Raw genomic sequence first — 24,132 nt, forward strand, 5'->3', positions numbered from 1 at the left:
GGACCCCATGGGCAGAAACTTTGAGCCGGTGTGACGTGACCCCGAGCTGTGCGGCAGAAAAAATCCAGGATAGACCGGTTTCAGCTCTTATTTAGGCTCTTAGGATTTCCACTTGATGGAGCAGCCAAGTGGATTGGTATTCGGATTCGGGACCGGCTTTCCGGCGAGAATGGCCTCAAGCGCGTCCCGCAAATCCCGTCGTTTTACGGCCGCGGGGTCCTTCCAATTGTCGTCGATCCGCCCTTCATAGGCGATTTTACCATCAACCACCACGAAAATATGAGGCGTGCAGACCGCGCCGTACGCCTTCGCCACTTCCTGGGTTTCATCGCGGAGATACGGAAAATTGAATCCACGTGCCGCCGCGCGCTCTTTCATTTTGTCGAAGCTGTCCTCTGGATAATTCACGGCGTCGTTCGGATTGATCGCCGCGAAGGCGACGCCGCGAGGCGCGAAATCTCGAACGATTTCGATAAAACGGTCCTCATACGCCTTCGCGTAGGGGCAATGATTGCAGGTGAAACTAATCACAACCGCCTTCCGGCCCGCGGCAAGCTCCTTGAGCGAATACGTCTTCCCGTCCGTCGCCGGAAGAGAAAAGTCGGGGGCCGGCGCGCCGATCGGCAACGTATCGGGTCCACTTTCAGTTATCAGCGGCATAGGTCCATCTCCTTCTTGATGAACAGCCAGTTTCCCACCCGCGAGAAGAGCGGTCAAGCGCGCCCGCAAGGTGAGCGTCGCGCTGGCGGATTCGACAGGATTTGATTAGTTTTTTGGCCGATGGGGATCCGTCAAAAATCACGAGTCGCGCCTACCTCATCGCCAGGAGAAGAAATCGCCCGGGATCGGCGGACCTCCGCGGCGCGGATCCGCATATCTGCCGAAGGCGCCCCGGCCGGAATCCAACGGCTCGCGCTCCGAAAACTCGCGCGATTTTTCCTCGAGAGGGCCGGTCTGAAAAACGTTCTGGAAGAATTATCCGTGGTTTTGACAGGCGACGCCGCCATCGCACGCATCAACGAGCAATACTTGTCCCATTCGGGCCCGACGGACGTCATCACCTTTCGGTTGGAACCGCCGCCCGGCGCCGGGCGCCCGGTCGGCGAAATCTATCTCAATGCCGAACTGGCTCTCCGCGAGGCGAACCGGCGCAACATTTCTCCGAATCGGGAGCTCGCATGGTATCTCGCGCACGGTATTCATCATCTCACGGGCGCGGACGACGAAACTCCCGCCGCGCGGACTAGAATGCACCGCGTTGAACAGCTCTGGATTCATGCGGCTTCCCGGGTCGGACTGGTTAGCCCTATCTGGAACAGAAAGGGAAATCATGAGTTTTGATCTCGCGAAACTTTTGCGTGACGTTTTCGATCCCGACGGGACAGACCGTGTTCTCGTTATGGTCGATGTGCCTCGACCGGGGGATTTGTTCGACGCCGACTGGCAGGAGCGGATTAAAATGGCCGGGGAATGGCGCAATGCATTCGAGCGCTTCGGCGCCACGGCCGCTCCCTTGTTGCGCTATCCGGCAACGGGCGGGAACAACGCCGACCTGCCGGAATTCGGCGAACAGGACGGTCGGCCTGTGAGAATCCACGAAGCCATCGGCGAAGCAACGCTGGTGGTCGCGATGACCCGATACTCCGCCACCGCCCCTTTGTCCGCCTATGTTCGATCCCGCGCCAACCTGCGGGCTGCCAGCATGCCCGGTGTATTGCGGCGCATGGAGCGGTCGGCGCTCTCCGCCGACTATCGGCTGGTAGGCCAAAGAGCTCGAATTCTCGCTGAGAGGCTTGACCGCGCAGAGGGTGCGATCGTGCGATTTGAAACGGGTCATCAGTGTTTTTTTGACCTGCGCTTTCGGCGCGGTCATGCCGACGACGGCGATTGCACAAAAAACAAACAAGGATTCCGATTGATCAACCTGCCCAGCGGCGAGGCCTTTATCGTCCCCTACGAGGGTGAGCGGCCGGGCGATCCCAGCCGCACTGCTGGTGAAATTCCGATCGGCCGGGATGGCGAAATCGCGGTGCTGAAAATCGCCGGAAACCGAATCGAATCGATCGATGGCGGCGGTTTGGCGGCCCGTTTGCGGACACATTTCGATCTGGATCCCGCGCGCCGGAATATCGCCGAGCTCGGCTTGGGCTGCAACGACGCCGCGATTGTCGCCGGAAACGTGCTGGAGGATGAAAAAGCGGGATTCCATTGGGCGTACGGCCGCAGCGAGCATTTGGGCGGCGTGACAGGCCCGGAATCATTTCAGGACCCCTCGCATGTCCTTCATCAGGACGTCGTTTACGCGGAGGGTTGTCCGATTCGCGTGGACGAGGTTAACCTGCTGTATCCCGGCGGCGCTTCTGAATGCATCTTTCGGAATGGGCGCTACCTCGTTTGGTGAAATCGTCCCGGATCTCTCACGCACTGTGCGGCAGTCAGGCGCCGCCGACCAGACTGCCTATAAATGAAAAGTGGGAATTCAATTTTCGGAAAAAGAACGCGGCATCGCATCGACGAAAAGGCGCCACCGGTTATCATTCCGAATCAGGAAAATCCAAAGCCCGCGGATAAACCGAGGATCAAAGATGTGGCGATCGGGCTTGCGGATCTCCCACGCGCCCTCCTCGATTTCGCGCTCGAGCTGGCCGCCGTGCCAGCCTGAATACCCGCAAAATCCACGAACCCAGGTTGAGGGCTGGTCCACATAGTTCTCAAGTTCATCGGGAGGAACGCCCAACTTGACGCGGATTGCCTTCGTTTTGGGCGTCTCTTGGAAGACCACGATCGAAAGTTTCTCCATCGTGACAGGGCCGCCCAGCAACAATGGGATTTTGTGAAAAATTTCTGGGATGGTGATTGAGGACTTCAGAACGTCCGCGACAGTTTTGTCCAGCGGCCGATTGACGACAAAGCCCAGCGCCCCGTCCTCCTGATGATGCGCCATGAAAACAATTGAACGCCGAAAATTGGGATCGCCGAGACTGGGCTTGGCGACGAGCAGGTAGCCCTCGAGGCAGGAAGGAATTTTTTTCATGGCGAGGCCACCGAATAGCGGGCGTGAAGCTCCTCACGAATTCGGGCCGCCTCTTCCTCCTCTCCCGCGCGTTCAAAGGCGCGCGCGGCAGATTCAAGCGCGGACGGCGTGATCTCAGGGTCTTCGTAAAGGATCCCGACAGCCAAATACTGACGAGCGGCTTCCATCCACCGTTGTTGCATTTCGTATACCCGCGCGAGACCAAGGTAACTCTTCGCGCGCACATCGGCAAGCGACGGGCTGCGGGCCAGCGACGCAGCCTGCTCAAAGGCGCGAGCAGCATCCTCCAGCCGACCTGCCGTAAGCGCTAACTCCCCCCATCGCCACGCCGCCTCGATCCCCTCTTCCGTCGAGGCGGAAAGGCTGGCCGCCAGGCGAAAAGCATCGGCGGCCTCTCCGTCTCGACCCAGCCCAACCAAAGCGCGGCCCTCCAAGTACCGCGCAATCTGCCTCGACTCCTCGGACGGAGAGACTTCTATCATTACCCGGGCCGCAGCCAATGCGGCGCCCCACGTTTTCTTCTCCAAATTCTTGCGCGCCGCCCATTCCAACAGCGGAAGCGGCAAATCACGTCCTGCGCCAAGTCCCACCAGAAGATTGAGAGAAATCAGCGCCTCGTCCTCCTTCCCGAGCCGCTGCAAAGTGGCGAGGCGTCTCGCTAAGATTCGGCGCCGCAATCCTGCCGTCGGGTTTTTGAGCAGGGCCTGCTGGTACTGGCGGTCCGCCCCTTCAAAATCGCCGGTCCGTTCGAGGAGGGTCCCGTACAGGAGATATGCTTCCGGCGCGAGGGGACTTTCCGAGTATTCGGCCAAAAAACGCTTCAGAGTGGCCTGCGCATCGTCAAATCGTTCGAGCGAACGCTCGGCCTGGGCTTTTGAGAAAATGGCGTTTTCTATCAACGCGTGTCCGGGATGCCGGCGGATCAATTCGGTCCAATCCGAGACCGCAGCTTCGAGACGCCCATTTTGGGATTCGCAAAAACCGGCGGCATATCGGGCTTCTGGAGCGAGAGGATGGTCAGGGAACGAATTCGCCATCTCGCGATATCGTTTCGCAGCCTCCTCCCATCGCTGTTGATCCTGCCTGACGCGCGCGGCGAGGAAGCGCGCAGCAGCGGCTTGGTCTGAATTAGTCGATCGGGCGGCCGCATCATAATTCGTAACAGCTTCGTCCAGCCGGCCGAGCTGCCGGGCGCAATCCGCGAGGATCCAAAACCGGTCGGGGTCGGTGGAAGGATCCGGTTTCGCCAGCAGCGCCGCGTCGCGCGCCCTGGCGTAATCGGACGCTTGGTACAGGAGCGCGGCGAGCTCCAGCGCGGCGGATTGCGATTCCGCGGAGGCCGGAAAATTCGTGAGCAGACGCTGATAAAAATCCTGTGCCGCGCTCGGGCGTCCGGCCTCGCGCTCCGCATTCGCGCGAAAATAAAGCCATTCCGGCGTATCCTCCCGGCCGCCGGCCCAGGCGATGGCTTCATCCACTCTTTTGGCCTTGAGAAGGGCCCAGGCCGCGGGGAGGCGCAGGGATTCGATTTCGGGCGATTCGGGGAAAAGCGCAAAGAAAGTCGCGTAAGCTTGAGCGCTGCCGGCAAAGTCGCCCAAGCGATAAAGGTAGTCCGCCTTCATCCGGAGCGCTTCGGATGCGACAGGTGATGAACCCCCGAATTGGCAGGCCTCATCGAGGAGTGTGAGAACTTCATTCGTGCCAAAGCCCGATTGGATCAGGATGGCCGCCAGTTCAACGCGCGCGACAGACGCATACGGCGAGTCCGCATGTTCGTGAATAATTCTGCGAAACAGGTTTTCCGCCTCGCCGGCTCGGTTCAGGCGAATTAGCGCGCGGGCCCTCAAAGCGCGTACCGCGGGCTGGACGGCTGCCGGCGTGCCCGCCTGCTTTTCCAGCGCTGCGAGAACATCTTCCGCGAGGGTGTAGTTCTTGTCTTGCATTTCGAGCTCGGCGAGCCTGAGTCGTGCCCAGTAGGAATCGGCGTGTTCTGGGTCTCGTGCAATCGCGGCGCGATAGGCATTCTTCGCGTCCGCTACACGCCCCATCCGCTTGAAGGCCTCACCCGTCCGGAAGAGGGCCGTAGCGGCCTCGGCAGGAGATCCGCGTTCGGTGACGACCCGGTATTCGCGAATCGCGAATTCGTATAGGCCGCGGCTAAAGAGACCATCGGCAAATTGAAGCTGGTCGGAAGGGTCGACTCCAAAAGCCGCCCGGAAGGCCAGCCCGCACAACAGCGCCAACAGGGCCCAGGCCCGGCGCCGCCGCGGCGGAGCTGGGGGTGTCGCTTTCATCGAATCAGGTCTCCGGCATAGCCGTCGCGAAGGAAATGTTCCAAATGTCAGCTTGCCGGCAGAGGTCTAGGACCGAGATCACATGCTGGTAGGCGACTGATTTATCCGCCCGGATCAGAACCGGTTGACCTGGAAAGAGTTGGGCAAGCCGTTTCAACATAGTGCCCAGTTCAGCGGATTGTAGTGAGCGTCCGTTGACAACAACATCGCCGTTCGCCCGGATGTTTAGGATCACCTCCCCCGGCAGCCGGCGAGGAATCTCGCTGGTGCGGGCGGTTGGAAGGGTGATGTCGATTTCCGCCTCCCATTGCGCGAAAATCTGGCTTGCCACAAAAAAACAGAGCAACAAGAACACGACATCGATCATCGGCGCCATCTGAAACCCCATCGTTTCGGGCTTCGCGCGCGTTCGGAAATTCATGCGCTACTCCTTCTGTAGCATCGAGACGAGTTCGGCCGCCTGTTTTTCCAATTCGGAAATCAGCCTCGAAACGCGGCCCCGGAAGTAGGCATAGGCGACCATCGCGGGAATGGCGACAATCAGGCCGGCCACCGTGGTCACCAGCGCCTGCGACACACCGCCGGCCAGAAGCATCGGTTTCGCCTTCGCCAGGTCGAGCGCCACCGAATTGAACGCGCGCAACATGCCCAGCACCGTTCCCAGCAGCCCGATCATTGGCGCAATCGCGGCGATATCGAGAAGGTACTGCGTTTGATTCTGAATCAGGGTGGCCTGGCGGCCGCCCTCTCCCTCGACGATTTCGCGCAATAAGCCCGGATCCGGCTTCGGCGTGCGCAGAACGTAGTCGAGTGCCGCACCGATGATGGCGGCCAATGCAGACCCGTCGTTCCGGCAGGCAGCCCTGGCCTCGACCCAGCGCCCCTCGATGACGAGGCCCTTGAGGCGTTCAATCAGCTCGCGCGGCGCGACCTGATCGCGCCTCAACGCGAACATGAAGTAAAAAATAAGCGCCACGCCCGCCACGGACATGGCGCCAAGCGCGTACATGGGCCATCCGCCGGTTTGAATGATCTCTCGTAGGGTGAGGGATTCTGGAGCCGTCCCCGCGACCGAATCCGGCGCGCTCTCTGCCGCGGCGCCGACCGCGGTCCCAAGCCAAATGCATATTGCCCAATATTTCAGCGTCATCGAAACCTCTTCCCTCCGTTTAGGTCCGCCCGCCGGAGATTAATTCGCGATGCTGGAGAAAATAGAGCGCTCCGGATGCCACGGTGATCACGGCGACGCCCAGCGAAAGGCCGCGGGCGATGTAGAAGAATGCAAAATCATAATTGGCCAGCAACTGGGGGCTCGCGCCGTGCAAAATGTCGTGCCGTATCGCGAGCCCCAATAGCAGCAGCACGATTGCCACGATCTGCCAGACGGTTTTGTGCTTGCCCCATTTGCCCGCGGACAAAATGTTGCCCCGGGATGCCGCGAGAAGGCGGAGTCCGGTCACCAAAAACTCTCGGGAAATAATCACGACGACGATCCACGCCGGCACCAAGGGCGCAAGTTGCGAACCCCGAGGAATCTGAATTTCCACGAAGCTTACAAACGCAGCACAGACCATGACCTTGTCCGTCAGGGGGTCCATCAGGCGCCCAAAGGAGGAAATCAGCCGGCGTTTTCTCGCGATGTGGCCGTCCAGAAAATCCGTGATCCCGGCGAGAATGAAAACAAAAAGGGCTGCGCTGAAGAAAAATGGCTTTTGAATCGTCAGCAACGCCATGATGACGCCAGCAAGCGCCAGCCGGCTCATCGTGAGGAGGTTCGGCAAATTCACGGCTGCCCTCCGGGAATCTCGGGAATTGGCAGATACGGCTCCGGCGGTTCCTCTGCGATTGCCGGCGGGGCGCGCCGGAATTGAAACGGCGACGGCTGGGCAGTCGTCTCGCGGGCGCAGCGCCGAACGCCCGCTGCGACCCAAACAACCAGAACTAATCCGGCCACAGCCAAACCGATGCGCTTCCACTGAGATGCCGATAAACGGGGCAGCGCGATTCGCCAAGCAATCCGCCTTGGATGAGAAACCTCGCCCTTACTGCCGGACTCGGCGGGTGCCCGCTCCTCAGCGACGGGAGACGGCGGCGATGCAACCTGCCTTTTCCCCTTTCCAGTTACTCGGCCGCGCACGGTCGGATCGTGGAGCCGGGTGTATTCTTCGATCAGAGGTCCGGCGTCGAGACCGAGAAATTCGGCATACATGCGAATAAAACCACGGGCATAGGCGGGGGCGGGCATCTTTGAAAAGTCATCCCGCTCCATTGCCTCAAGGTGTTGAATCTTGATTCGGGTCCGAGCGGCAGCCGTCGACAGGGAGATCCGCTTCCGCTCGCGCGCCGCCTTGAAGACCTGGCCCATCGTTTCCATGGCGCTTACGCTTTTGGCTCAGGCGGATTGCCCGGAATTTCGCCATCCAAATCAATCAGGATTTCACGCGGATCCGCACCTTGCGCCGGGCCAACGATTCCCTTCTGTTCGAGCAGATCCATAATCCGAGCAGCCCGGGTGTATCCGATACGCAGACGCCGTTGCAAGGACGACGTGGAGGCGCGCCGCGTCTGGCGGATGATTTCGATGGCCTGCTCCAACAGCTCGTCGTCCTCCTCCATGTCAGGGAGCTCGACCTGTTTGCCTTCGATCTTTTCCCGAATCGATGACTCATACTGCGGGACGCCCTGCTTCTTCCAAAATTCGATGACGCGGTTGATCTCCGCGTCCGTGGTATAGGCCCCTTGCGCCCGAATCAGCTTGGGACTTCCCGGTGGCAGGAACAGCATGTCGCCCTTGCCGAGGAGCTTGTCCGCTCCGGCGGCGTCCAAAATCGTTCGGCTGTCCACTTTTTGCGCGACCTGGAACGAAATTCGCGCCGGGAAATTGGCCTTGATGGTACCGGTGATCACGTTCACTGAAGGCCGTTGGGTCGCCAAAATCATGTGGATACCGACGGCGCGGGATAGCTGGGCCAGTCGCGCGATCTGATTTTCAATCTCTGCCTGGGCCACCATCATGAGGTCGGCGAGCTCATCCACGACGATGACGATGTACGGGAGTCGGTCGGGAATCACATCCTGTGGCGCGTCAGCAGCCGACTGTTCCTCGGGAAAGAGCTCCGCCTGCTTCTGTTGGGGTCGGCTGTTGAACGCCTTGATGTTGCGCACGCCCACTCTGGCGAAGAGCTTGTACCGCCGCTCCATCTCGTTGATCGCCCATCGAAGGCCGAGCGCGACCTTCTTCGGGTCCGTAATGACCGGGACAACCAGATGCGGCAGATGATTGTAATTCGAAAATTCGACAATCTTGGGATCGACCAGCATCAGGCGGAGCTGATCGGGCGTCCGGCTCATCAGTAGACCGGTCAGAATGGTGTTCATACACACCGTTTTTCCGGAGCCCGTGGCACCGGCAATGAGGAGGTGCGGCATCTCTGCGAGATCAGCCACCTGCACACGGCCACCGACATCCTTGCCGAGACATAGTGGCAACGCGAACTTGCCGCTCTGCCACACGTCGCTCTCGATAATTTCCCGCAGATAGACTGCGGTGCTCTTCAGGTTGGGGACCTCGATGCCCACCACACCTTTGCCCGGAATCGGCGCCTGGACCCGAACGGTCTCCGCCTTCATCGCCAACGCGATGTTGTTGCTCAACGCCGTAATCCGTTCGACGCGCACTCCCGGCGCCGGCAGGAGCTCATAGCGCGTCACGACGGGGCCCCGCTCGACGTTAGTGATGTCGACCTCAACGCCGAATTCAGCCAAAGTCTCCTTCAGAAGCCGACCACCGGCCTGAACGTCGGCGCTCGCCAGTTCGGGATGGCCGGTCACCTTCTCGAGCAGATCGATCGGCGGTAGAACCCAGGATGCGCCACCTGCCGGCGATAAAGCCGTGGGTGGCTGATCCTGTGTCTCGAGCTTAGTCGCAGTCTCGGCAGCCGCGGAGCGGTCGCTTTTTCGAACGGGGGGTCGCTCGGGCGCCACGGCTGGACTTTCGGTGCGAGGCGAAAGGACTTCGTCCTCGGTCGTCGCGGACACCGCAGGTTCGGCGGGCTCCACTTCATCGACTTCGGCTTCATCCTTGGATTCCGTGGCCGTTTTGACCTGAATCGGAGCGGGTTCGAGTTCAGAGGCTTTGCTGCGCACACGGACCACGGGCGTAGATTCGGTCGGCCTCATCGCCTCCTCGAGTCGCCTCCTTCTCTTGGCGAGCTCTCGCTGCTCCTCCTCCAACTGACGGAGGCGGTCCATACGCGCTCTCCGTGCCTCGCGCAGTCGTTCGGCGATCTCTACAAAAATGTCCCAGAGGTGGCGGGCCACCGCTACGAGCCGGATCTCAAGCATGAAAACCAGCGATATGGCCGCCAAACCTCCCATGAGGATGCCGGTGCCAATGGGACCCCACATGTAGATCAGGGAGCGAGTCGTCAGGATTTCGCCGACCACCCCGCCGGGGCTGGTGATGTTCAGATCCAACCGCTTCGCTTCGCCGAGATCCCAAAGCTCCAACAGGGCAGCCACGGCGCCAAGAAGCACCCAGCTCCAGAGCTGTTTTGTCCAGATCCGCCCCTCCCGCTTCAGCAGGCAGACCAAACTGTCATAGAGCAGGACGGCCGGGGCCCCATAAGCCGCCAGCCCGAATCCCATCAGCAGTATGAACGCGAACCAGGCTCCGACCGGTCCGATGAAGTTATGGGGCGGGTCATTCGGCGGCGCCTGAAAGACGGGCAAATCTCCGGGCTCATACGACAAAATCGCAAGCAGGCTCAGCATCGCAAGCGTCAGCAGCACGATGCCATACGCCTCCAGCCATCCGCTGGGTGATGTCGTCTTTTTCAAAGCCATTCGCGAAGAATATCAGTCGCCATTCTCACAGGGCAAGCGGCGGACATCGACCCGTAATTCTGCAAATTCTCGACAGGTCGGCAGGCTTTTCCTAAGATGCTTCTAGAGAGGATTGGCCACCGGAGAAAGCTTCATGATCAAAACTATAACAGTCTTCACCGACGGCTCAGATTGCGGGACGACGGCGGTCAGTTACGGCGTCTTTCTGGCGAAGCGGCTCGGGGCGCGCTTGATCGGAACTCACGTGCTCGATTCACGCATGCTCGAAGGCCCGCTCATGGCCGACATCTCCGGCTGGCTCGGCGCGCAACCCTACAGCGGACAACTCAAACAATTTCGCGATCTCCTGCAGCAACGCGGGCAGGCGGTTCTCGACGCCTTTTCCCAAACCGCGGAAAGCGAAGGGGTCGAGGCGGAGCTCAAACTGCTGATGGGCCATCCGGCGCGCGTTATCTTACAGGAAGAGGCCAAAACCGAGCTGCTCGTTTTCGGCCGAAATGGCGAACACGTGGAACAGGCCGGTGAATTCATCGGTTCCACGGCGGATCGCGTCATGCACCGGTCCGTCAAGCCATGCCTGATCACTCCGTGTTCTTTTCGGCCCATCCGGAAAATGTTATGCGCCTTTGACGGAAGTCCGCCTGCGAGCAAAGCCTTACATGAGGCCGTGGAGCTGGCTCTCGCGCTTCAGGTCCCGCTCGTCATTATTACAGTGGCCGAACATCACGATCTCGCCGCCGCGCGCGACATCGCGGAAGATGCCATGCGGATCGCAAGGGCCCATGAGTGCGCCGCGGCCAACCTCGTCGTCGAGGGCCGACCAGATCAGTCGATAGCCCTGAAGGCGGAAGAGCTCGGCTGTGATTTGATTGTCGTTGGATCTCACGGGCATTCCAAGATCCGTGAGATGATCCTCGGCAGCACGACGCATTATCTGATCGCCAATTCTCGGCTCCCCGTGATGCTGGTTCGTTAAGAACAATAGCAGCTGCGACCCGATTCCCGCCGCGAATTCAGTCCCCACCTGCCCCGTGGACGGCTTCTGCCCGATTATCGCCGCATTGATTCGCAATCGCCCCGAGCCGACGGGTCAATAGAAAAAAGACAGCGAGGGCTACCGATCCGGCGGATACCGGAATCACATCGCCGTATCGAGTATAAAACGTCAGCGGCAGGTCCTCCGGCGCAGGCCGGGCCGCGACATTCAGAAATCCGGGAAAAATTGTATTTCCCGAGGCGTCCCTAAGTTCCGCAGCAACCACGCCTCGGCGATTGATCCAGCACGACACGCCGGTGTTGGCCGCGCGCAGGGCGGGAACGCCGGTCTCCACCACGCGGAGCACGCACTGAGCCATGTGCTGACGAGATGCGCTCGAGGGGTCAAACCATGCATCGTTAGTTTGGTTGATCAACAGCCGTGCGCCTTTTCGAACAGCGCGGCGCGCGAGGTGCGAAACAGTGTCCTCGAAACAGATCAATACGGAAAATGCGACTCGAGGGTTCTCCAGATGAAAGACGGTCGCATTCGTGCCCGGCGTGAAACTCTCCTGAATAGGGGTCATCGCTCGGAGAAACGGCAGCGCATCCTGAAGCGGCACGTATTCGCCGAACAGTACCAGGTGCTGCTTGTCATAGCGTTCCACAACCCGTCCTTGGGAATCGAAAAGAAACGAGCTGTTGAAATAAATCGGCTTTCGGTCCTCCGGCCATTCGGAGTCCATCGAGCCGACCAGAATCGGAGAACCCAGCGAGCACAAGGAATAGACCAGATCGTAGCTGGACTGGCTGTAGCGGACGTCGTCCGGCAGGGCAGTTTCCGGCCAGATGATCAGATCCAGCGGCCCCGCGCGATGAGCGGCCCGCGTGAGTTCCTCAAGGCGACCATAGATGAGCGATACCTTTTCAGAATCCCATTTTTCATCTTGCGGAATCGCGGGCTGAATGAGCGCCACCCGAAGTTCCACAGGGCCATCGGACAATCCCCGCACCCGTCGCGCGCCCGCCCAAAAGGCCACCGCGAGCACCAGAAAGGCCAGCATCATTTCGATATGCGGGCGCCGGCCCCACCGGCCTTGGCGGCTGATATATCGGAGCACGGTCAAGGCGATCCCCGCATTGATGAAGACAATCAGGGCGGAAACCGCATAAGCCCCGCCCCAGGCGGCGGCCTGCAACAGCGCCGGGTTTCGATATTGAGACACGGCGAGCGGATTCCACGCGAAACCTGTCGCAAACGTGCTGCGAAACCACTCGAGGCCGGCCCATGCGGTGGCCGAATAGGCCATGAACCCCAGGTTCAGCGCCGCCCTTTCGTGCCCCAACCGGCCAAGCCAGGCCCGAGCGGCGAGAGCGAAAGCCGCCAGATAGAGGGCACAATACACGGCAAGGACCAGCCAGCCGACAACGGTCACCCGTCTGAGCCATTCGATCGATGCTATCCAAAAAACCGATCCAGCGATCAGGCCCAGCCGGAAGGCTGCGCGTGGGTCTTCTTCGTGCCGGAGCGCGACAAGAAGAGGGACCAGCGCAATCCATGCAGTCTCTTCAAACTCAAACGGCGGAAATGCAAGATAAAGGAGGATACCCGACAGCGCCGCCGCAGCCATGCGCAGCTCCATCCAACGGGAAGCGCTGCCGGCGACACCCCTCATCGGCCGATGCGGTCGACTACAGATTGGCGCCGCAACATTTCTTATACTTTTTCCCGCTACCGCACGGGCAGGGGTCATTTCGCCCCACCTGCGGAGGCGATGAAACGGGAGAAGGTTTGGGTGTACTTAGCGCGGCCTTCAGCGCCGCTTCCGCACCCTGTCGCGGATCCGCCGACCGAGCGGGTTCCAATCTTTCGGTGGTGTCCGCGGACTGTCCCAGGGCACGAGCTTCCTCGTGAACCGCGCGTCGTGGTAGTGAAGCGAGAAACTGACGCATGGCGGAAAGGGATGTCGCGGAGCGGAACATGCGGGTCGCAATATCGGTTTTGATTTTGTCCATGAGGTCCGAAAACATCGCAAACGCTTCCCGTTTGTATTCCACGAGCGGGTCTCGCTGGCCATACGCGCGGAGCCCCACGCCCTGACGAAGGGCATCCATATTCCGGAGATACTCCTGCCAGTGCATGTCGATGGCCTGTAGCGCGATAAACCGCTCCATCGCTGTGAGCATGTTCGGATCCTCGACGCGTACTTTGAGCGAATATGCCTCACGGACGCGGGCGACGACCGCATCTGTCACGGCGTCCGCGTTCGGCGGACTCGGCAGGTCCTCCCGCTTCAGTCCGATCGGAAACATGCCATTCACCCAGGTCAAAAACGATTTTACCGAATCCTCGTCGTCCTCATTGAGCGTGTCGCTCGCGCGCACGTGAACCACATCTTCGACCACTGCCATCAAATGTTCGCGCACATCGGGGCTGGACACGATTTCGCTGCGAAATTTGTAAATGATTTCGCGTTGCTTGTTCATCACGTCGTCGTATTCCAACGTGCGCTTGCGGATCGCGAAGTTGTGCTGCTCGACGCGGCGCTGGGCCCGTTCAATGGATCGGTTCAGCCATTTGTGCTCGAGCACCTCTCCCTCTTTGATGCCGAGCCTTTCCATGATCCCCGCAATACGCTCCGAACCGAACAGTCGCATGAGGTCGTCTTCCAGCGACACGTAAAAACGGGACGAGCCGGGGTCGCCCTGCCGCGCGCAACGCCCCCGCAATTGCCGGTCAATTCGGCGTGATTCGTGGCGCTCCGTGCCGATGACGTGGAGGCCGCACGGCTTTTCTGTGAGCAGTTGCCGGAGCGTTTTCCCATTGACCTTGTCGTCGAGCGTCTTTTGGCTTTTGATCAACTCCCGGTCCAGATAGACGACCCCTTCGCCCAGTTTGATGTCCGTGCCGCGGCCCGCCATGTTCGTCGCGATCGTGACCGCCCCCTTCTGGCCCGCCAGCGCGACGATTTCCGCTTCGCGCGCGTGATTTTTCGCGTTGAGCACGTTGTGCGGGATGTTGTGCCTCCGCAACATCCGGCTGAGCAGCTCTGAGGTTTCCACCGAGATGGTACCCACCAGCACCGGCTGACCGCGCTGATGGCAATCGATGATTTCCTGAATGACGGCGTTAAACTTTTCGCGTTTCGTTTTGTAGACGAGGTCGTTGTAATCGATTCGGCGGACGGGACGATTCGTGGGGATGACCATCACGTCTAGCTTGTAAATTTGGTGAAACTCATCTGCCTCGGTTTCGGCAGTGCCCGTCATGCCGGCGAGTTTTTCGTACATGCGGAAATAATTTTGGATCGTGATCGTTGCGAGCGTCTGCGTTTCGCGCTCGATTTTTACGCCCTCCTTCGCCTCCACCGCCTGGTGCAGCCCGTCGCTCCACCTCCGCCCTGGCATCAGGCGCCCCGTAAACTCGTCCACGATGATGACCTGATTGTCCTGAACGACATAATGGACATCGCGCTCGTACACGCTGTAGGCCCGGATGAGCTGATCGACCGCGTGAATTCGCTCGCTTTTCTCCGCGAAACGGGCTTGCAGGGCCGCTCGTTTTTCGAACTTTTGTTCGTCCGTCAACGTGCGATCGCCATCGAGCTCCGACAGCTGGGTGGCGAGATCCGGGAGGACGTAGGCCTCGGGATCGTTCGGGCTGAGCGCCTCGCAGCCCTTTTCGGTGAGGTGGGCGTCGTGGCCCTTTTCATCGATCGTGAAAAAAAGCTCTTCGCGCAACTCCCTCGCCTGGTCCTTGCGCATGTCGGTCAGCATCAAATTGTTGACCTTCTCGAGCAGCTTCCGGTGCGCTGGCTCTTCAAGAAGCTTCAGCAACTGGGGATGGCGCGGCATTCCCTGATGCACTTGGTAGAGCTTGAGCATCGCGGCTTCATCGTCGCCCTTTTCGATCAGTTGCTTGGCTTCCTCCATTAGCTTGTTGCACAGGTCCCGCTGGCGCTTCACCAGCCGCTCGACCATCGGCTTCAACGCCATGTAATGTTGTGCGCCGGATTGTGGGGCCGGGCCCGAGATGATCAGCGGCGTTCGGGCCTCGTCGATCAGGATGCTATCGATCTCGTCGATGATCGCGTAGTAATGGCCCCGCTGCACCATGTCCTCCGGCCGGTAGGCCATGCCCATGTCGCGCAAATAATCAAAGCCGAATTCGGAATTGGTCCCGTAGGTAATGTCGCACGCGTACATGGCGCGGCGCGTGGCGGGGTCCATTTGGTTCTGGATGCATCCGACCGTCAGACCCAGAAATTTGTAGACGTGCCCCATCCATTCGGCGTCGCGGCGAGCGAGATAGTCGTTCACGGTCACCACGTGCACGCCCCGACCGGTCAGCGCATTAAGGTAGGCCGGCATGGTGGCAACGAGCGTTTTGCCCTCGCCCGTGGCCATCTCAGCGATTTTACGCTGGTGAAGAGCGATGGCCCCGATGATCTGCACGTCAAATGGCACCATGTCCCAAACGATGGCGTGGCCGCATACATGAACGGTTGTGCCGCATAGGCGGCGGCAGGCATTTTTGACAACGGCATAGGCCTCAACGAGGAGGTCGTCCAAGGTCTCCCCCTTGGCCAGGCGAGCCCGAAATTCCTGGGTCTTGGCCTTCAGTTGTTCGTCGGACAGCGACTGCAATTGCTCTTCGAGCTGATTGATTCGCGCAACGATCGGGCGCGCTGCTTTCAGGTCCCTCTCATTTTTCGTGCCGATGATCTTTTTGATCAGCCACTGCATACATGCACCTTCCCATCGGGAATGCGCGAAGCTAATTGCCTCGGCCTCGCGATTGCAAGCGGGATTGCGGAACTTGACCGCTGGGGATGGGGCGCTCCCCCTGAAATGCGGCCACCACCTCGATCAAAGAATGCCGCATGTCTCGGCAGAACGCGGCGCGCATCGAAAGGGGACAAGAGGGCGGGCAAGAAATCCGCACGCCCCATCAAGTTCTTTACAAGAAGCAAACTTGAATTCATGTCATCCTACGAGCATTCTTGCTCGTTTCAGGAGGCGAAAATGTCGATTTCTCTTGCCTTTCGTTGTTTTTTGAAAGCGTTTCGGGAACCTGAGCGCGCGCGGGCCTTCTTGGCTGATTCCGAAAAGGACGCGAAACCGGCCACGGCCCAGGCTGCTGAGCCCTCCCGCAACGCTGCCGTCGAGCTTCTGGCCGCCCTGCAAAGGGAAGGCCGTCTCGTGGATTTTCTCATGGAGCCCATCGAAAGTTATTCCGACGCGCAAATCGGCGCGGCGGTGCGAGATGTGCACCGAAACTGCCGTAAAGTTCTTGATCGCATGTTCGATCTGGCTCCCCTTCGATCGGAAGCCGAAGGTAGCCTTCTCACGCTGCCCTCGCCCATCGATCCCGCGCTCTGGAAGATAAACGGTGCGGGACCCACCCCCAAACAAGGTCGACTCTGCCATCCTGGCTGGGTTGCACGGCGCGCAGAGTTGCCCGAATGGCGCGGATCTCCTCGCGCGGCCATGGTGATCGCGCCAGCCGAAGTCGAACCGGCCTGATCCACGTCGACTAAAAGAATAACGGGAAATTCTCATGCCACCGAAATATTCCATTGGTATCGATCTGGGCACGACCAACTCGGCCCTCGCCTACGTCGATCTGGATGCGCGCGATGCTCATCCGCAGATCCTCCCCATTTACCAGGCTGTCGCGCCGGGCGTCGTCGAGCCGCTGCCGTTGTTGCCGTCATTTGGATACATTCCAACGGACGACGAGCTAGCGTCCGGCGCTCTGCCGGCCCACCGTGACGAGGAAGGGGCGTTGGTTGTCGGTCGATATGCGCGAGATCGGGCAGCCGACGCCGCCGTACGGACCATCGCGGCGGCGAAATCCTGGCTGTGCTATCCGCGTGTGGACCGGCGCAAACCCATTCTGCCCTGGAATGCTCCACGCGACGTTCCGAAGCGCTCTCCCGTGGGCGCATCTCGCGCCTACCTGAGCACGATCATTGAAACCTGGAATCGCGCCCATCCGGAGAGTCCATTCGCGGAACAGATCGTCGTTCTGACGGTTCCCGCCTCTTTTGACGCGAGCGCGAGGGAATTGACCCGCGAAGCCGCGATCGCCGCGGGTTTTCCCGCCGAATTTGTGCTCCTCGAGGAGCCACAGGCCGCGCTCTACGCATGGCTCGATTCCCGGGGCGAGAAATGGAGAAAACAACTCAAGCCCGGAGAATCCATCCTCGTATGTGATGTGGGCGGCGGAACAACTGATTTCACCCTCATCGAGGCCCGGGACAACCAGGGTGACCTCGAATTGCATCGAGTGGCGGTTGGAAACCACATTTTGCTGGGCGGCGACAACATGGACGTTGCCCTGGCTGTGTACGCTCAGCAGCGATTCGCTGAAAAAGGCCATAAATTGGATGCCTGGCAGTCCGTATCCCTCTGGCACGCCTGCCGCCATGCGAAGGAAACGCTGCTCGGGCCCGAAGCCCCGGAGCGCACCTCGTTGGCCATCGCGGGGCGCGGAACACGCCTGATCGGCGGGTCCATCTCGATCGAAATTTCACGCGATGAAGTACGATCGCTTCTGCTCGAAGGCTTCTATCCCCGATGCGCGCCGACCGACCGCCCCGCTTCGCGCGGCGCGGGCTTTCGGCAACTCGGCTTGCCGTTTGAGACGGACACCGCGATCACCCGGCATCTCGCCGGATTCCTCGCCGATCACGCCGGACTCGGACGCGGCCCGACGCATGTGTTGTTCAACGGAGGTGTCTTCAAGGCCGGCATATTCCGCGACCGATTACTGGAGGTCCTCCGCGATTGGTTTGGGGATTCGTCGGGCCGGTGGCTAAAGGAGGATGAGGACCTCGATTTTGCTGTCGCTCGCGGAGCGGCCTGCTATGGGCGCGCTAAGACGCGCGGCGGCATTCGCATCCGCGGAGGTACGGCTCGCGCCTACTACGTGGGGATCGAAACCGCCCTCCCAGCCGTCCCTGGCGTTCCGAGGCCGGTGCATGCCCTGTGCGTAGCTCCTGTCGGCATGGAGGAAGGAACCTCATGCGAAGTGCCGGGCGAAGAAATTGCGCTGGTCGTCGGCGAGCGGGCACACTTTCGTTTTTTCAGCTCGACCCAGCGGATGGAAGACCGGCCAGGCGTCATACTGGAACAATGGTCCGAGGATGAACTCCAGGAAACCGACTCTCTCGAAACCGTTTTGCCCGCCAATACCGCCTCTGACGCGGGTTGGGTGCCGGTTCGCCTCGAAACGCGGTTGACGGAACTGGGCGTCCTTGAGATTTGGTGCGTCGAATCGGGCGGCAATCGCCGCTGGAAACTCGAATTCAGCGTTCGAGAGCCGGAGGGCGAAGAGGCGACGACCCCAACGGCACCGCCATGACGGTATCCGCCCGTTTCACGGTCGGAATCGACCTCGGGACCACCAATTGCGCGGTCGCCTACGTCGACCACCGCGAAGGCAGAAAAGTCCATGATTTCCGAATTGATCAGTGGGTCGCCCACGGCGTCCGCGAGCGGCGCGATCTGCTCCCCTCCTTCCTTTGCGCATTGTTGCCGCATGAGAGGACCCCGGAGGACGAGCGGTGGAACCCTCGCTGGCGCGCCGGCTACTTTGCCAGAGACATGGCCACAACCGCGGAAACACGGTGCATCCATTCGGCAAAATCCTGGCTCTGCCATCGGCTGGTCGACCGCGAGGCGCCAATCCTTCCCTGGCAGGCCGACCCGCAGGTGCAGAAAATTTCTCCTATCGAAGCGCAATCGATCCTGCTCTCTCACATGCGGACGGCATGGGACCTGGATCATCCGGATGCTCCTCTCTCGGAGCAGGAGGTGTATCTTACGGTTCCCGCCTCATTCGATGAATCCGCGCGGGAATATACCCTTGCCGCCGCGCGCCTCGCCGGCCTACCGGAGGTCCGTCTGCTCGAGGAACCCCAAGCAGCGTTTTATGCCTGGTTGGCCGAGCATGAAACCTCATGGGAACGAATCCTCCAACCGGGAGACCAGGTTTGGGTCTGCGACGTAGGAGGCGGCACAACGGATTTCACGCTGATCGAGGTGCGTCGTCGCTCGGACGGCACGCCAAGTCTGCACCGCACAGCCGTCGGAGAGCATCTGATCCTCGGCGGCGACAACCTGGACCTCGCCCTTGCCCTGCATTTGGAGCCGCGCTGGGGAGTCCGCCTGGATGCACGCCTGCTTCCCCCCGCCGTTGCGGTCTGCCGAAACGTGAAGGAGCTGTTCTTCTCCAATGACGCTCCCAATGAAATGGATGTGGCCCTTCCCGACCGCGGCGCGCGACTCGTCGGAGGATCCCGACGAACACGAGTGGAACGGGACGAAATTCGCGAATTCCTTTTGAACGGGTTTTTGCCAGTGGTCCCGCTGGACGCGACCGTTGCGCGGAGTGGCTCCGCTCTACAAGTGTTTGGCCTGCCCTACGCAAGAGATCCCGCCATTACACGGCACGCCGCGGATTTTCTGCGACAGCATTTGAAACGGGCTGAGGACGGTCGGCCCATTCCGCCTAGCGCGATCCTGTTCAACGGCGGATTTTTTATCTCCTCTCTGTTGCGTGAACGTTTCCTGCAAACGGTCAGCCAATGGTTCAGCTCGGCTGATTCGGCGTGGGTTCCGACTGTTTTGTCTTCATCGCGGCTTGACCTCGCAGTGGCCCGAGGCGCCGCATACTTTGGGCTCGTTCAACGAGGGTCTGGCGTACGAATTCACTCGACCCTAGGTCGCGCGTATTACCTCGCCCTCGGATCGGCCACTGGGATGGAATCTGAACGAGCCGTGTGTATTGCGCCTGCAGACCTGGAACCCAACCTCCGCATTCGGGTGGATTCGCTTCCCCTGCGGGCTCGGGTCAATGCGCCCGTCAGCTTTCAATTGGCTCACTCGCACAGCCGAGTCGGCGACCGGGCCGGTGACATCGTTCCCCTCGCTGACGAGGGCGTGGTGCTGACGGACTCCCTCCAGACGAAAATTACGACCTCGACCCGGGGAGCAGGCGATCTTCTTGACGTGGCCTTGAGCGCCGAATTGACCGAGATTGGGACCTTGGATGTTCGGATTCAGGCGCGCGGCGGACCCCAGCAGTGGCGGCTGACCTTCGATGCGCGGGAGAGCCGGCCCGCGAGCATGGGACAAACGCACCCCCGAAGTCTCGAAGCGATTGATGCTTCTCTGGTGGATCGGGTTCGTCGCGCCGCAGAGTCGTGGTTTGAACTCCCGCCAGCGGAAGCGGAGCAGAGCTCCATTTTTAAATCAGTCGAGGCCGCAGCCGGCCTAAAGCGCGAAGACTGGTCCGCCGCCCGATGCCGGGCATACTGGGATGCCTGCCGAGACTTGGAATCATTGCGGCGACGATCACCGGGGCATGAAGTCGGATGGCTGAACCTCGCGGGATATCTGATGCGTCCCGGCTACGGATTTCCGGGCGACGATGCGCGGGCACAACAACTGTGGAAAATCATGTCGAGCGGTCCGATTCACATCAATCGCGACACGGTTCGATGCGCGACCTGGATCTTCTGGCGGCGCCTCGCTGGAGGTCTTTCGCGCGGCCAGCAGACCGCACTCGCCGGACCCCTTGCTCGGGCCGTGCGTGAACTGGCCGCCGGTCGTACGCCGAACCATCCGCCTCTACGGCGCGGCGCTTATGAGACCACCGAGGTCATCCGACTCCTCGCCTCGCTTGAGCGGTGGACCGCCCAGGAGCGAGAGGCGCTCGCCGACCGACTGGCCGAGGTCGTCAGCGGCAGGGGAAAGTGGGTGGACCCCCGGGTCGCCCGCTGGGCCTTGGGACGCCTTGGCGCACGCGAACCTGCCTACGGACCCCTCAACGCCGTTCTATCAGCCGACAAGGCGGAACTATGGCTCCAAGCCCTAATGGAGGGCCTACCGCCAGATCGCCTCACAGATGATGACCTGTTCGCCATCGGGTCTATCGTCCGACGGACGGGTGACAGGATGCGAGACGTTTCAGAAACAGCCCGAACAGCGGCTCTCAATGCTTTGCGCAAAAGGGGCGCAGCCGAAGAGATGCTGGCCGCGTTTGAATCAGGATCGGAGTGGAACGATGCCGGGCGAAATGCCGAATTTGGCGAGGCCCTGCCGCCCGGGCTGATAATCTAGATCCGAAACTTCGCATCAGCCCAGAAAGGGGCTGAGCCGCGATTCGATTTCGTCGGCCAACGCGTTTGCCTGCTCGGCGCGCGGGGCTTCCACGGTGATCCGCAGGACCGGCTCCGTGTTCGATCGACGGACATGCGCCCATGCGTCTTCGAATTCGATAAAACAGCCGTCCAAAAAATTCATCGGCCGATGGGAATAGGCTCGGCGCAACTCCCGAAGCGCGACGGGAACCTGCTCCGAGCGGATCGTATTTTTGCGACGGACAACCACGTAGGCCGGCATTTCCGATCGAAGCTGGGACACGGTTTTGCCGGTCCTCGCCATGAGCTCAAGGACGATGGCCATGGCGGCAAAACTGTCGCGACAAGGATGGATGCGCGGAAGGATCACGCCCCCGTTGTGCTCGCCGCCGATGACCGCATTGCTTTCCAGCATGGCTCTTGCAACATGCGTCTCGCCGATTCGCGTCCTCGAAACGCTGCAGCCTGCCGCGCGGGCGACATCCTCCACGACTCGGCTCGCAGAAAGGTTGATGACCACGGGACCCCGCTCGTGCGCCTCGAGCACCTGCTTGCAAGCAAAGGCGAGAGTCAGATCCTCGCCGATCGGTTCGCCGCGCTCGTCGACAATCGCCAATCGGTCGCCATCCGGGTCCTGGGCAAATCCGATATCGCAACCCTCCCGAACGACGGCCTGCGAAAGCGCGGTCAGATGCTGGGGAAGAGGTTCGGGATTACGCTCAAAAACGCCGGTGGGGGCGTCGTGAAGCGGGACGACCGCGCATCCGAGCAGATTCTCAAGAAAAAATTTCGAGTAAAGGGCCCCAACGCCGTTGACGACATCGACCGCCACACGAAAGCGCCGGGCCCGAATCGAATCCCGGTCGACGTAATCAACGATACGCCCAAAGTGGGCCTCCATGGGATAAGGTTGATGTGCGACGCGCGCGATGTCGGCTTCCGCGACAAAAGGAAAATCCTGCTGGTGGTAAAGATCGAAGAGATGCTGGGCTTTCTCTTCGCCGAGGAACAGTCCGCGCCGGTCGATGAACTTCAACGCGTTCCATTCGGCGGGATTGTGGCTCGCGGTGATCATGATGCCTCCACGCGCGGCGAGGTGCCGCGTGAGGAAGAGAAGCGTCGGCGTTGGAACCACGCCCACCAAGACGGGTTTGCACCCCACGCTCTGAAGACCCGCGACTACAGCATATTCAATCATCAATCCGCTGGGCCGCGTATCGCGGCCGATAAGTACCGAGCCCCGACCCACGAACGCGCCAAAGGCCTGCGCGAAACCAACGGCAATCTGGGGCGTGAAGGATTCCCCAACGATACCGCGAACTCCGGATATGCCGACCTTGAGAAGCTCTCTCACGAAGCGGCCCCCTGTTCGATGACCCGGAGAGCGTCCTCCGCCCGCTGTTCGGCAATCGCGCGGGACCGCGACTCGGAAATCACGCGGACGACCTGTTCGGTATTGGACATGCGCACATGCAGCCATCCGTCCTCCCAGTCGAAGCGGACCCCGTCAGTCGTATCGATCGACTCCGGTGCAAATTCACCTGCGAGTCCGAGAAACTTTTCGAGCACCTGATACGCCACCATCGAGCGGCAGGGGACGGTCTTCTTGACCTGTTGGTATCGTGGTAGCGACTGCGCGAGCGCCGACAATGGAAGACCTGATCGCGCCATTTGCTCCAAAATCAGCGCCGTCATCAGGAATCCGTCGAACGCGCGGCTGAACGTTGCGACTGACACCCCGCCGCTTCCCTCTCCGCCGATTTGCGCCCCCTCATCTGCCATTTTCGCCACCACATAGGCCTGCCCCACTGGCGTTTTGAGTAGCTGGGCCTTAGCGGCCGCCACCACATCATCCACCATGCGGCTCGAACAGCAATTCGTCACCACCGGTCCGGACATCCGGCCGAGCATATGCCGTACAATCAACGGAAGGGTGTATTCCTCGCTCAGGGGTTCCCCCGCTTCGGTGACCAGTGACATGCGTCCCATATCACTGCTGTAGACGAATCCGGCATCGCCCTCCACGTGCCGGATGAACGAAGCGATCTGCAGGGCGCTGCGCGGCCGGGGCTCGGGCTCTCGCGCGAGATATCCCGATGGGGTTCCATTGATGGCCACCAGCCGGAGACCAAACTCATTCGCGAAATCCTGAAGAAAAGGACATCCGGCGCCTCCGACCGGATCCATCAGGACCGTGAATCCAGCCTTTCTGACCGCCTCGCGATCGCACACCTGCGAAAGCGCTTTCAGATAAGGCGCAAAAAAATCGGATCGGGATACGACGGTGCCGAGGTTCAGCGCATCCTTGCGAAGGAATTTGGCGGCATGGTAGGTGTCCAGCACGGCCTCCCCCACGTCCGGGGACAAGAGCGCTCCATCGCTCCCGATGAGCGTCAGGGCATTCCAGCCCATATGATTGTGACCGCCCGAGATCGAAATCGCGCCAGCCGCTCCGAAGGGTCGCACACTGTACTGAAGAACCGGCGCCGGACAAATACCGAAGTCCAAGACATCGCAACCGCAACTCATCAGGCTTGAGACGACAGCGGAATGAATCATGGGGCTGGAATACCGCGTGTCTCGTCCCACGAGCACCCGCCCTCCATCCACAAACGTGCCGAACGCCGCGGCGAAGTCCATCACGACGCGCGGAGAAAGCGATCGGCCCACAAATCCGCGGATTCCGAAACTGGAGAGGCGCAGCGCCATCCGAATACGGCCATAATCATACCGCAAATCGTTGCCCTGTAAAAAGGCGACCTTCGGCGAGACCTGTATCAGCACAGAGTTGCTGCCGCTGACTTTCGGGGCCGCGGCTTCATATCGCCAGATT

General features: G+C 60.6%; 18 protein-coding genes. 6 read left to right on the forward strand and 12 right to left on the reverse strand.

Annotated elements, in window-relative coordinates; genetic code table 11:
* Positions 1–99: 99 nt before the first annotated feature.
* Positions 100–660, reverse strand: a complete 561-nt coding sequence (locus NZ740_06035; protein ID MCS6771568.1) for a thioredoxin family protein — start codon at positions 658–660, stop codon at positions 100–102.
* A 120-nt stretch (positions 661–780) separates the two neighbouring features.
* Here NZ740_06035 and ybeY point away from each other — a divergent pair, with 120 nt between their 5' ends.
* A complete protein-coding gene (gene ybeY, locus NZ740_06040) occupies positions 781–1,341 on the forward strand; it encodes an rRNA maturation RNase YbeY (GenBank protein ID MCS6771569.1) in 561 nt (186 codons plus the stop codon).
* Positions 1,331–2,401, forward strand: a complete 1,071-nt coding sequence (locus NZ740_06045; protein MCS6771570.1) for an aminopeptidase — start codon at positions 1,331–1,333, stop codon at positions 2,399–2,401. Before ybeY ends, NZ740_06045 begins: the two co-directional genes overlap by 11 nt.
* A 78-nt stretch (positions 2,402–2,479) precedes the next feature.
* On the opposite strand, the gene NZ740_06050 is transcribed toward NZ740_06045, so the two are convergent.
* Genes NZ740_06050 through NZ740_06080 form a run of 7 tightly spaced genes read right to left on the reverse strand, consistent with a single transcriptional unit; the run spans position 2,480 to position 10,173 of the window.
* Positions 2,480–3,034, reverse strand: coding sequence for a YqgE/AlgH family protein (locus NZ740_06050; GenBank protein MCS6771571.1), 555 nt, complete (start codon positions 3,032–3,034; stop codon positions 2,480–2,482).
* Complete coding sequence (locus tag NZ740_06055; GenBank protein ID MCS6771572.1) at positions 3,031–5,328, reverse strand: tetratricopeptide repeat protein; 2,298 nt, start codon at positions 5,326–5,328, stop codon at positions 3,031–3,033. Before NZ740_06055 ends, NZ740_06050 begins: the two co-directional genes overlap by 4 nt.
* 4 nt (positions 5,329–5,332) lie before the next feature.
* Positions 5,333–5,749: a biopolymer transporter ExbD gene (locus NZ740_06060; protein MCS6771573.1), complete on the reverse strand. Its 417-nt coding sequence runs from the start codon at positions 5,747–5,749 to the stop codon at positions 5,333–5,335.
* A 3-nt stretch (positions 5,750–5,752) separates the two neighbouring features.
* Positions 5,753–6,478: a MotA/TolQ/ExbB proton channel family protein gene (locus NZ740_06065; GenBank protein MCS6771574.1), complete on the reverse strand. Its 726-nt coding sequence runs from the start codon at positions 6,476–6,478 to the stop codon at positions 5,753–5,755.
* Between the two features lie 19 nt (positions 6,479–6,497).
* Positions 6,498–7,115: a CDP-diacylglycerol--glycerol-3-phosphate 3-phosphatidyltransferase gene (pgsA, locus tag NZ740_06070; GenBank protein ID MCS6771575.1), complete on the reverse strand. Its 618-nt coding sequence runs from the start codon at positions 7,113–7,115 to the stop codon at positions 6,498–6,500.
* Positions 7,112–7,702: a helix-turn-helix domain-containing protein gene (locus tag NZ740_06075; GenBank protein MCS6771576.1), complete on the reverse strand. Its 591-nt coding sequence runs from the start codon at positions 7,700–7,702 to the stop codon at positions 7,112–7,114. Before NZ740_06075 ends, pgsA begins: the two co-directional genes overlap by 4 nt.
* 5 nt (positions 7,703–7,707) lie before the next feature.
* The gene (locus NZ740_06080; protein MCS6771577.1) at positions 7,708–10,173 is read right to left on the reverse strand and encodes a DNA translocase FtsK; all 2,466 of its coding nucleotides are present in this window, start codon (positions 10,171–10,173) and stop codon (positions 7,708–7,710) included.
* Between the two features lie 133 nt (positions 10,174–10,306).
* Between NZ740_06080 and NZ740_06085 the strand changes: the two genes are divergently transcribed.
* Positions 10,307–11,149: a universal stress protein gene (locus NZ740_06085; GenBank protein MCS6771578.1), complete on the forward strand. Its 843-nt coding sequence runs from the start codon at positions 10,307–10,309 to the stop codon at positions 11,147–11,149.
* 37 nt (positions 11,150–11,186) lie between these two features.
* On the opposite strand, the gene lnt is transcribed toward NZ740_06085, so the two are convergent.
* Positions 11,187–12,779 (reverse strand): apolipoprotein N-acyltransferase, encoded by a 1,593-nt coding sequence (lnt, locus tag NZ740_06090; protein ID MCS6771579.1) that lies wholly within the window; start codon positions 12,777–12,779, stop codon positions 11,187–11,189.
* Between the two features lie 61 nt (positions 12,780–12,840).
* Positions 12,841–15,894, reverse strand: coding sequence for a preprotein translocase subunit SecA (gene secA, locus NZ740_06095; GenBank protein MCS6771580.1), 3,054 nt, complete (start codon positions 15,892–15,894; stop codon positions 12,841–12,843).
* Positions 15,895–16,173: 279 nt separating this feature from the next.
* Between secA and NZ740_06100 the strand changes: the two genes are divergently transcribed.
* From NZ740_06100 to NZ740_06110, 3 genes are read left to right on the forward strand one after another with little or no spacing between them, the layout of a single operon-like run.
* Positions 16,174–16,674 carry a DUF2760 domain-containing protein gene (locus NZ740_06100; protein MCS6771581.1) on the forward strand — a complete coding sequence of 167 codons (501 nt, stop codon included), beginning with the start codon at positions 16,174–16,176 and terminating at the stop codon, positions 16,672–16,674.
* 34 nt (positions 16,675–16,708) lie between these two features.
* The gene (locus NZ740_06105; protein MCS6771582.1) at positions 16,709–18,517 is read left to right on the forward strand and encodes an Hsp70 family protein; all 1,809 of its coding nucleotides are present in this window, start codon (positions 16,709–16,711) and stop codon (positions 18,515–18,517) included.
* Positions 18,514–21,279: a hsp70 family protein gene (locus NZ740_06110; protein ID MCS6771583.1), complete on the forward strand. Its 2,766-nt coding sequence runs from the start codon at positions 18,514–18,516 to the stop codon at positions 21,277–21,279. The genes NZ740_06105 and NZ740_06110 overlap by 4 nt, the downstream gene beginning before the upstream one ends.
* Positions 21,280–21,294: 15 nt before the next feature.
* Here the strand turns inward: NZ740_06110 and glmM are convergent, their stop codons facing one another.
* Positions 21,295–22,653, reverse strand: a complete 1,359-nt coding sequence (gene glmM / locus NZ740_06115; GenBank protein ID MCS6771584.1) for a phosphoglucosamine mutase — start codon at positions 22,651–22,653, stop codon at positions 21,295–21,297.
* Entirely contained in the window at positions 22,650–24,083 is a 1,434-nt protein-coding gene (locus NZ740_06120; GenBank protein MCS6771585.1) for a hypothetical protein, read from the reverse strand. The genes glmM and NZ740_06120 overlap by 4 nt, the downstream gene beginning before the upstream one ends.
* Between the last annotated feature and the right edge of the window lie 49 nt (positions 24,084–24,132).

Source organism: Kiritimatiellia bacterium (assembly GCA_025054615.1).
In the GTDB taxonomy this organism is placed as follows: Bacteria; Verrucomicrobiota; Kiritimatiellia; order CAIVKH01; family CAIVKH01; genus JANWZO01.

Bases quoted from the DNA above. Each gene is read 5' to 3' on its own strand.
- NZ740_06035 (MCS6771568.1), bottom strand. From the start codon at position 660: ATGCCGCTGATAACTGAAAGTGGACCCGATACGTTGCCGATCGGCGCG.
- ybeY (MCS6771569.1), top strand. From the start codon at position 781: ATGGGGATCCGTCAAAAATCACGAGTCGCGCCTACCTCATCGCCAGGA.
- NZ740_06045 (MCS6771570.1), top strand. From the start codon at position 1,331: ATGAGTTTTGATCTCGCGAAACTTTTGCGTGACGTTTTCGATCCCGAC.
- NZ740_06050 (MCS6771571.1), bottom strand. From the start codon at position 3,034: ATGAAAAAAATTCCTTCCTGCCTCGAGGGCTACCTGCTCGTCGCCAAG.
- NZ740_06055 (MCS6771572.1), bottom strand. From the start codon at position 5,328: ATGAAAGCGACACCCCCAGCTCCGCCGCGGCGGCGCCGGGCCTGGGCC.
- NZ740_06060 (MCS6771573.1), bottom strand. From the start codon at position 5,749: ATGAATTTCCGAACGCGCGCGAAGCCCGAAACGATGGGGTTTCAGATG.
- NZ740_06065 (MCS6771574.1), bottom strand. From the start codon at position 6,478: ATGACGCTGAAATATTGGGCAATATGCATTTGGCTTGGGACCGCGGTC.
- NZ740_06075 (MCS6771576.1), bottom strand. From the start codon at position 7,702: ATGGAAACGATGGGCCAGGTCTTCAAGGCGGCGCGCGAGCGGAAGCGG.
- NZ740_06080 (MCS6771577.1), bottom strand. From the start codon at position 10,173: ATGGCTTTGAAAAAGACGACATCACCCAGCGGATGGCTGGAGGCGTAT.
- NZ740_06085 (MCS6771578.1), top strand. From the start codon at position 10,307: ATGATCAAAACTATAACAGTCTTCACCGACGGCTCAGATTGCGGGACG.
- lnt (MCS6771579.1), bottom strand. From the start codon at position 12,779: ATGGCTGCGGCGGCGCTGTCGGGTATCCTCCTTTATCTTGCATTTCCG.
- secA (MCS6771580.1), bottom strand. From the start codon at position 15,894: ATGCAGTGGCTGATCAAAAAGATCATCGGCACGAAAAATGAGAGGGAC.
- NZ740_06100 (MCS6771581.1), top strand. From the start codon at position 16,174: ATGTCGATTTCTCTTGCCTTTCGTTGTTTTTTGAAAGCGTTTCGGGAA.
- NZ740_06105 (MCS6771582.1), top strand. From the start codon at position 16,709: ATGCCACCGAAATATTCCATTGGTATCGATCTGGGCACGACCAACTCG.
- NZ740_06110 (MCS6771583.1), top strand. From the start codon at position 18,514: ATGACGGTATCCGCCCGTTTCACGGTCGGAATCGACCTCGGGACCACC.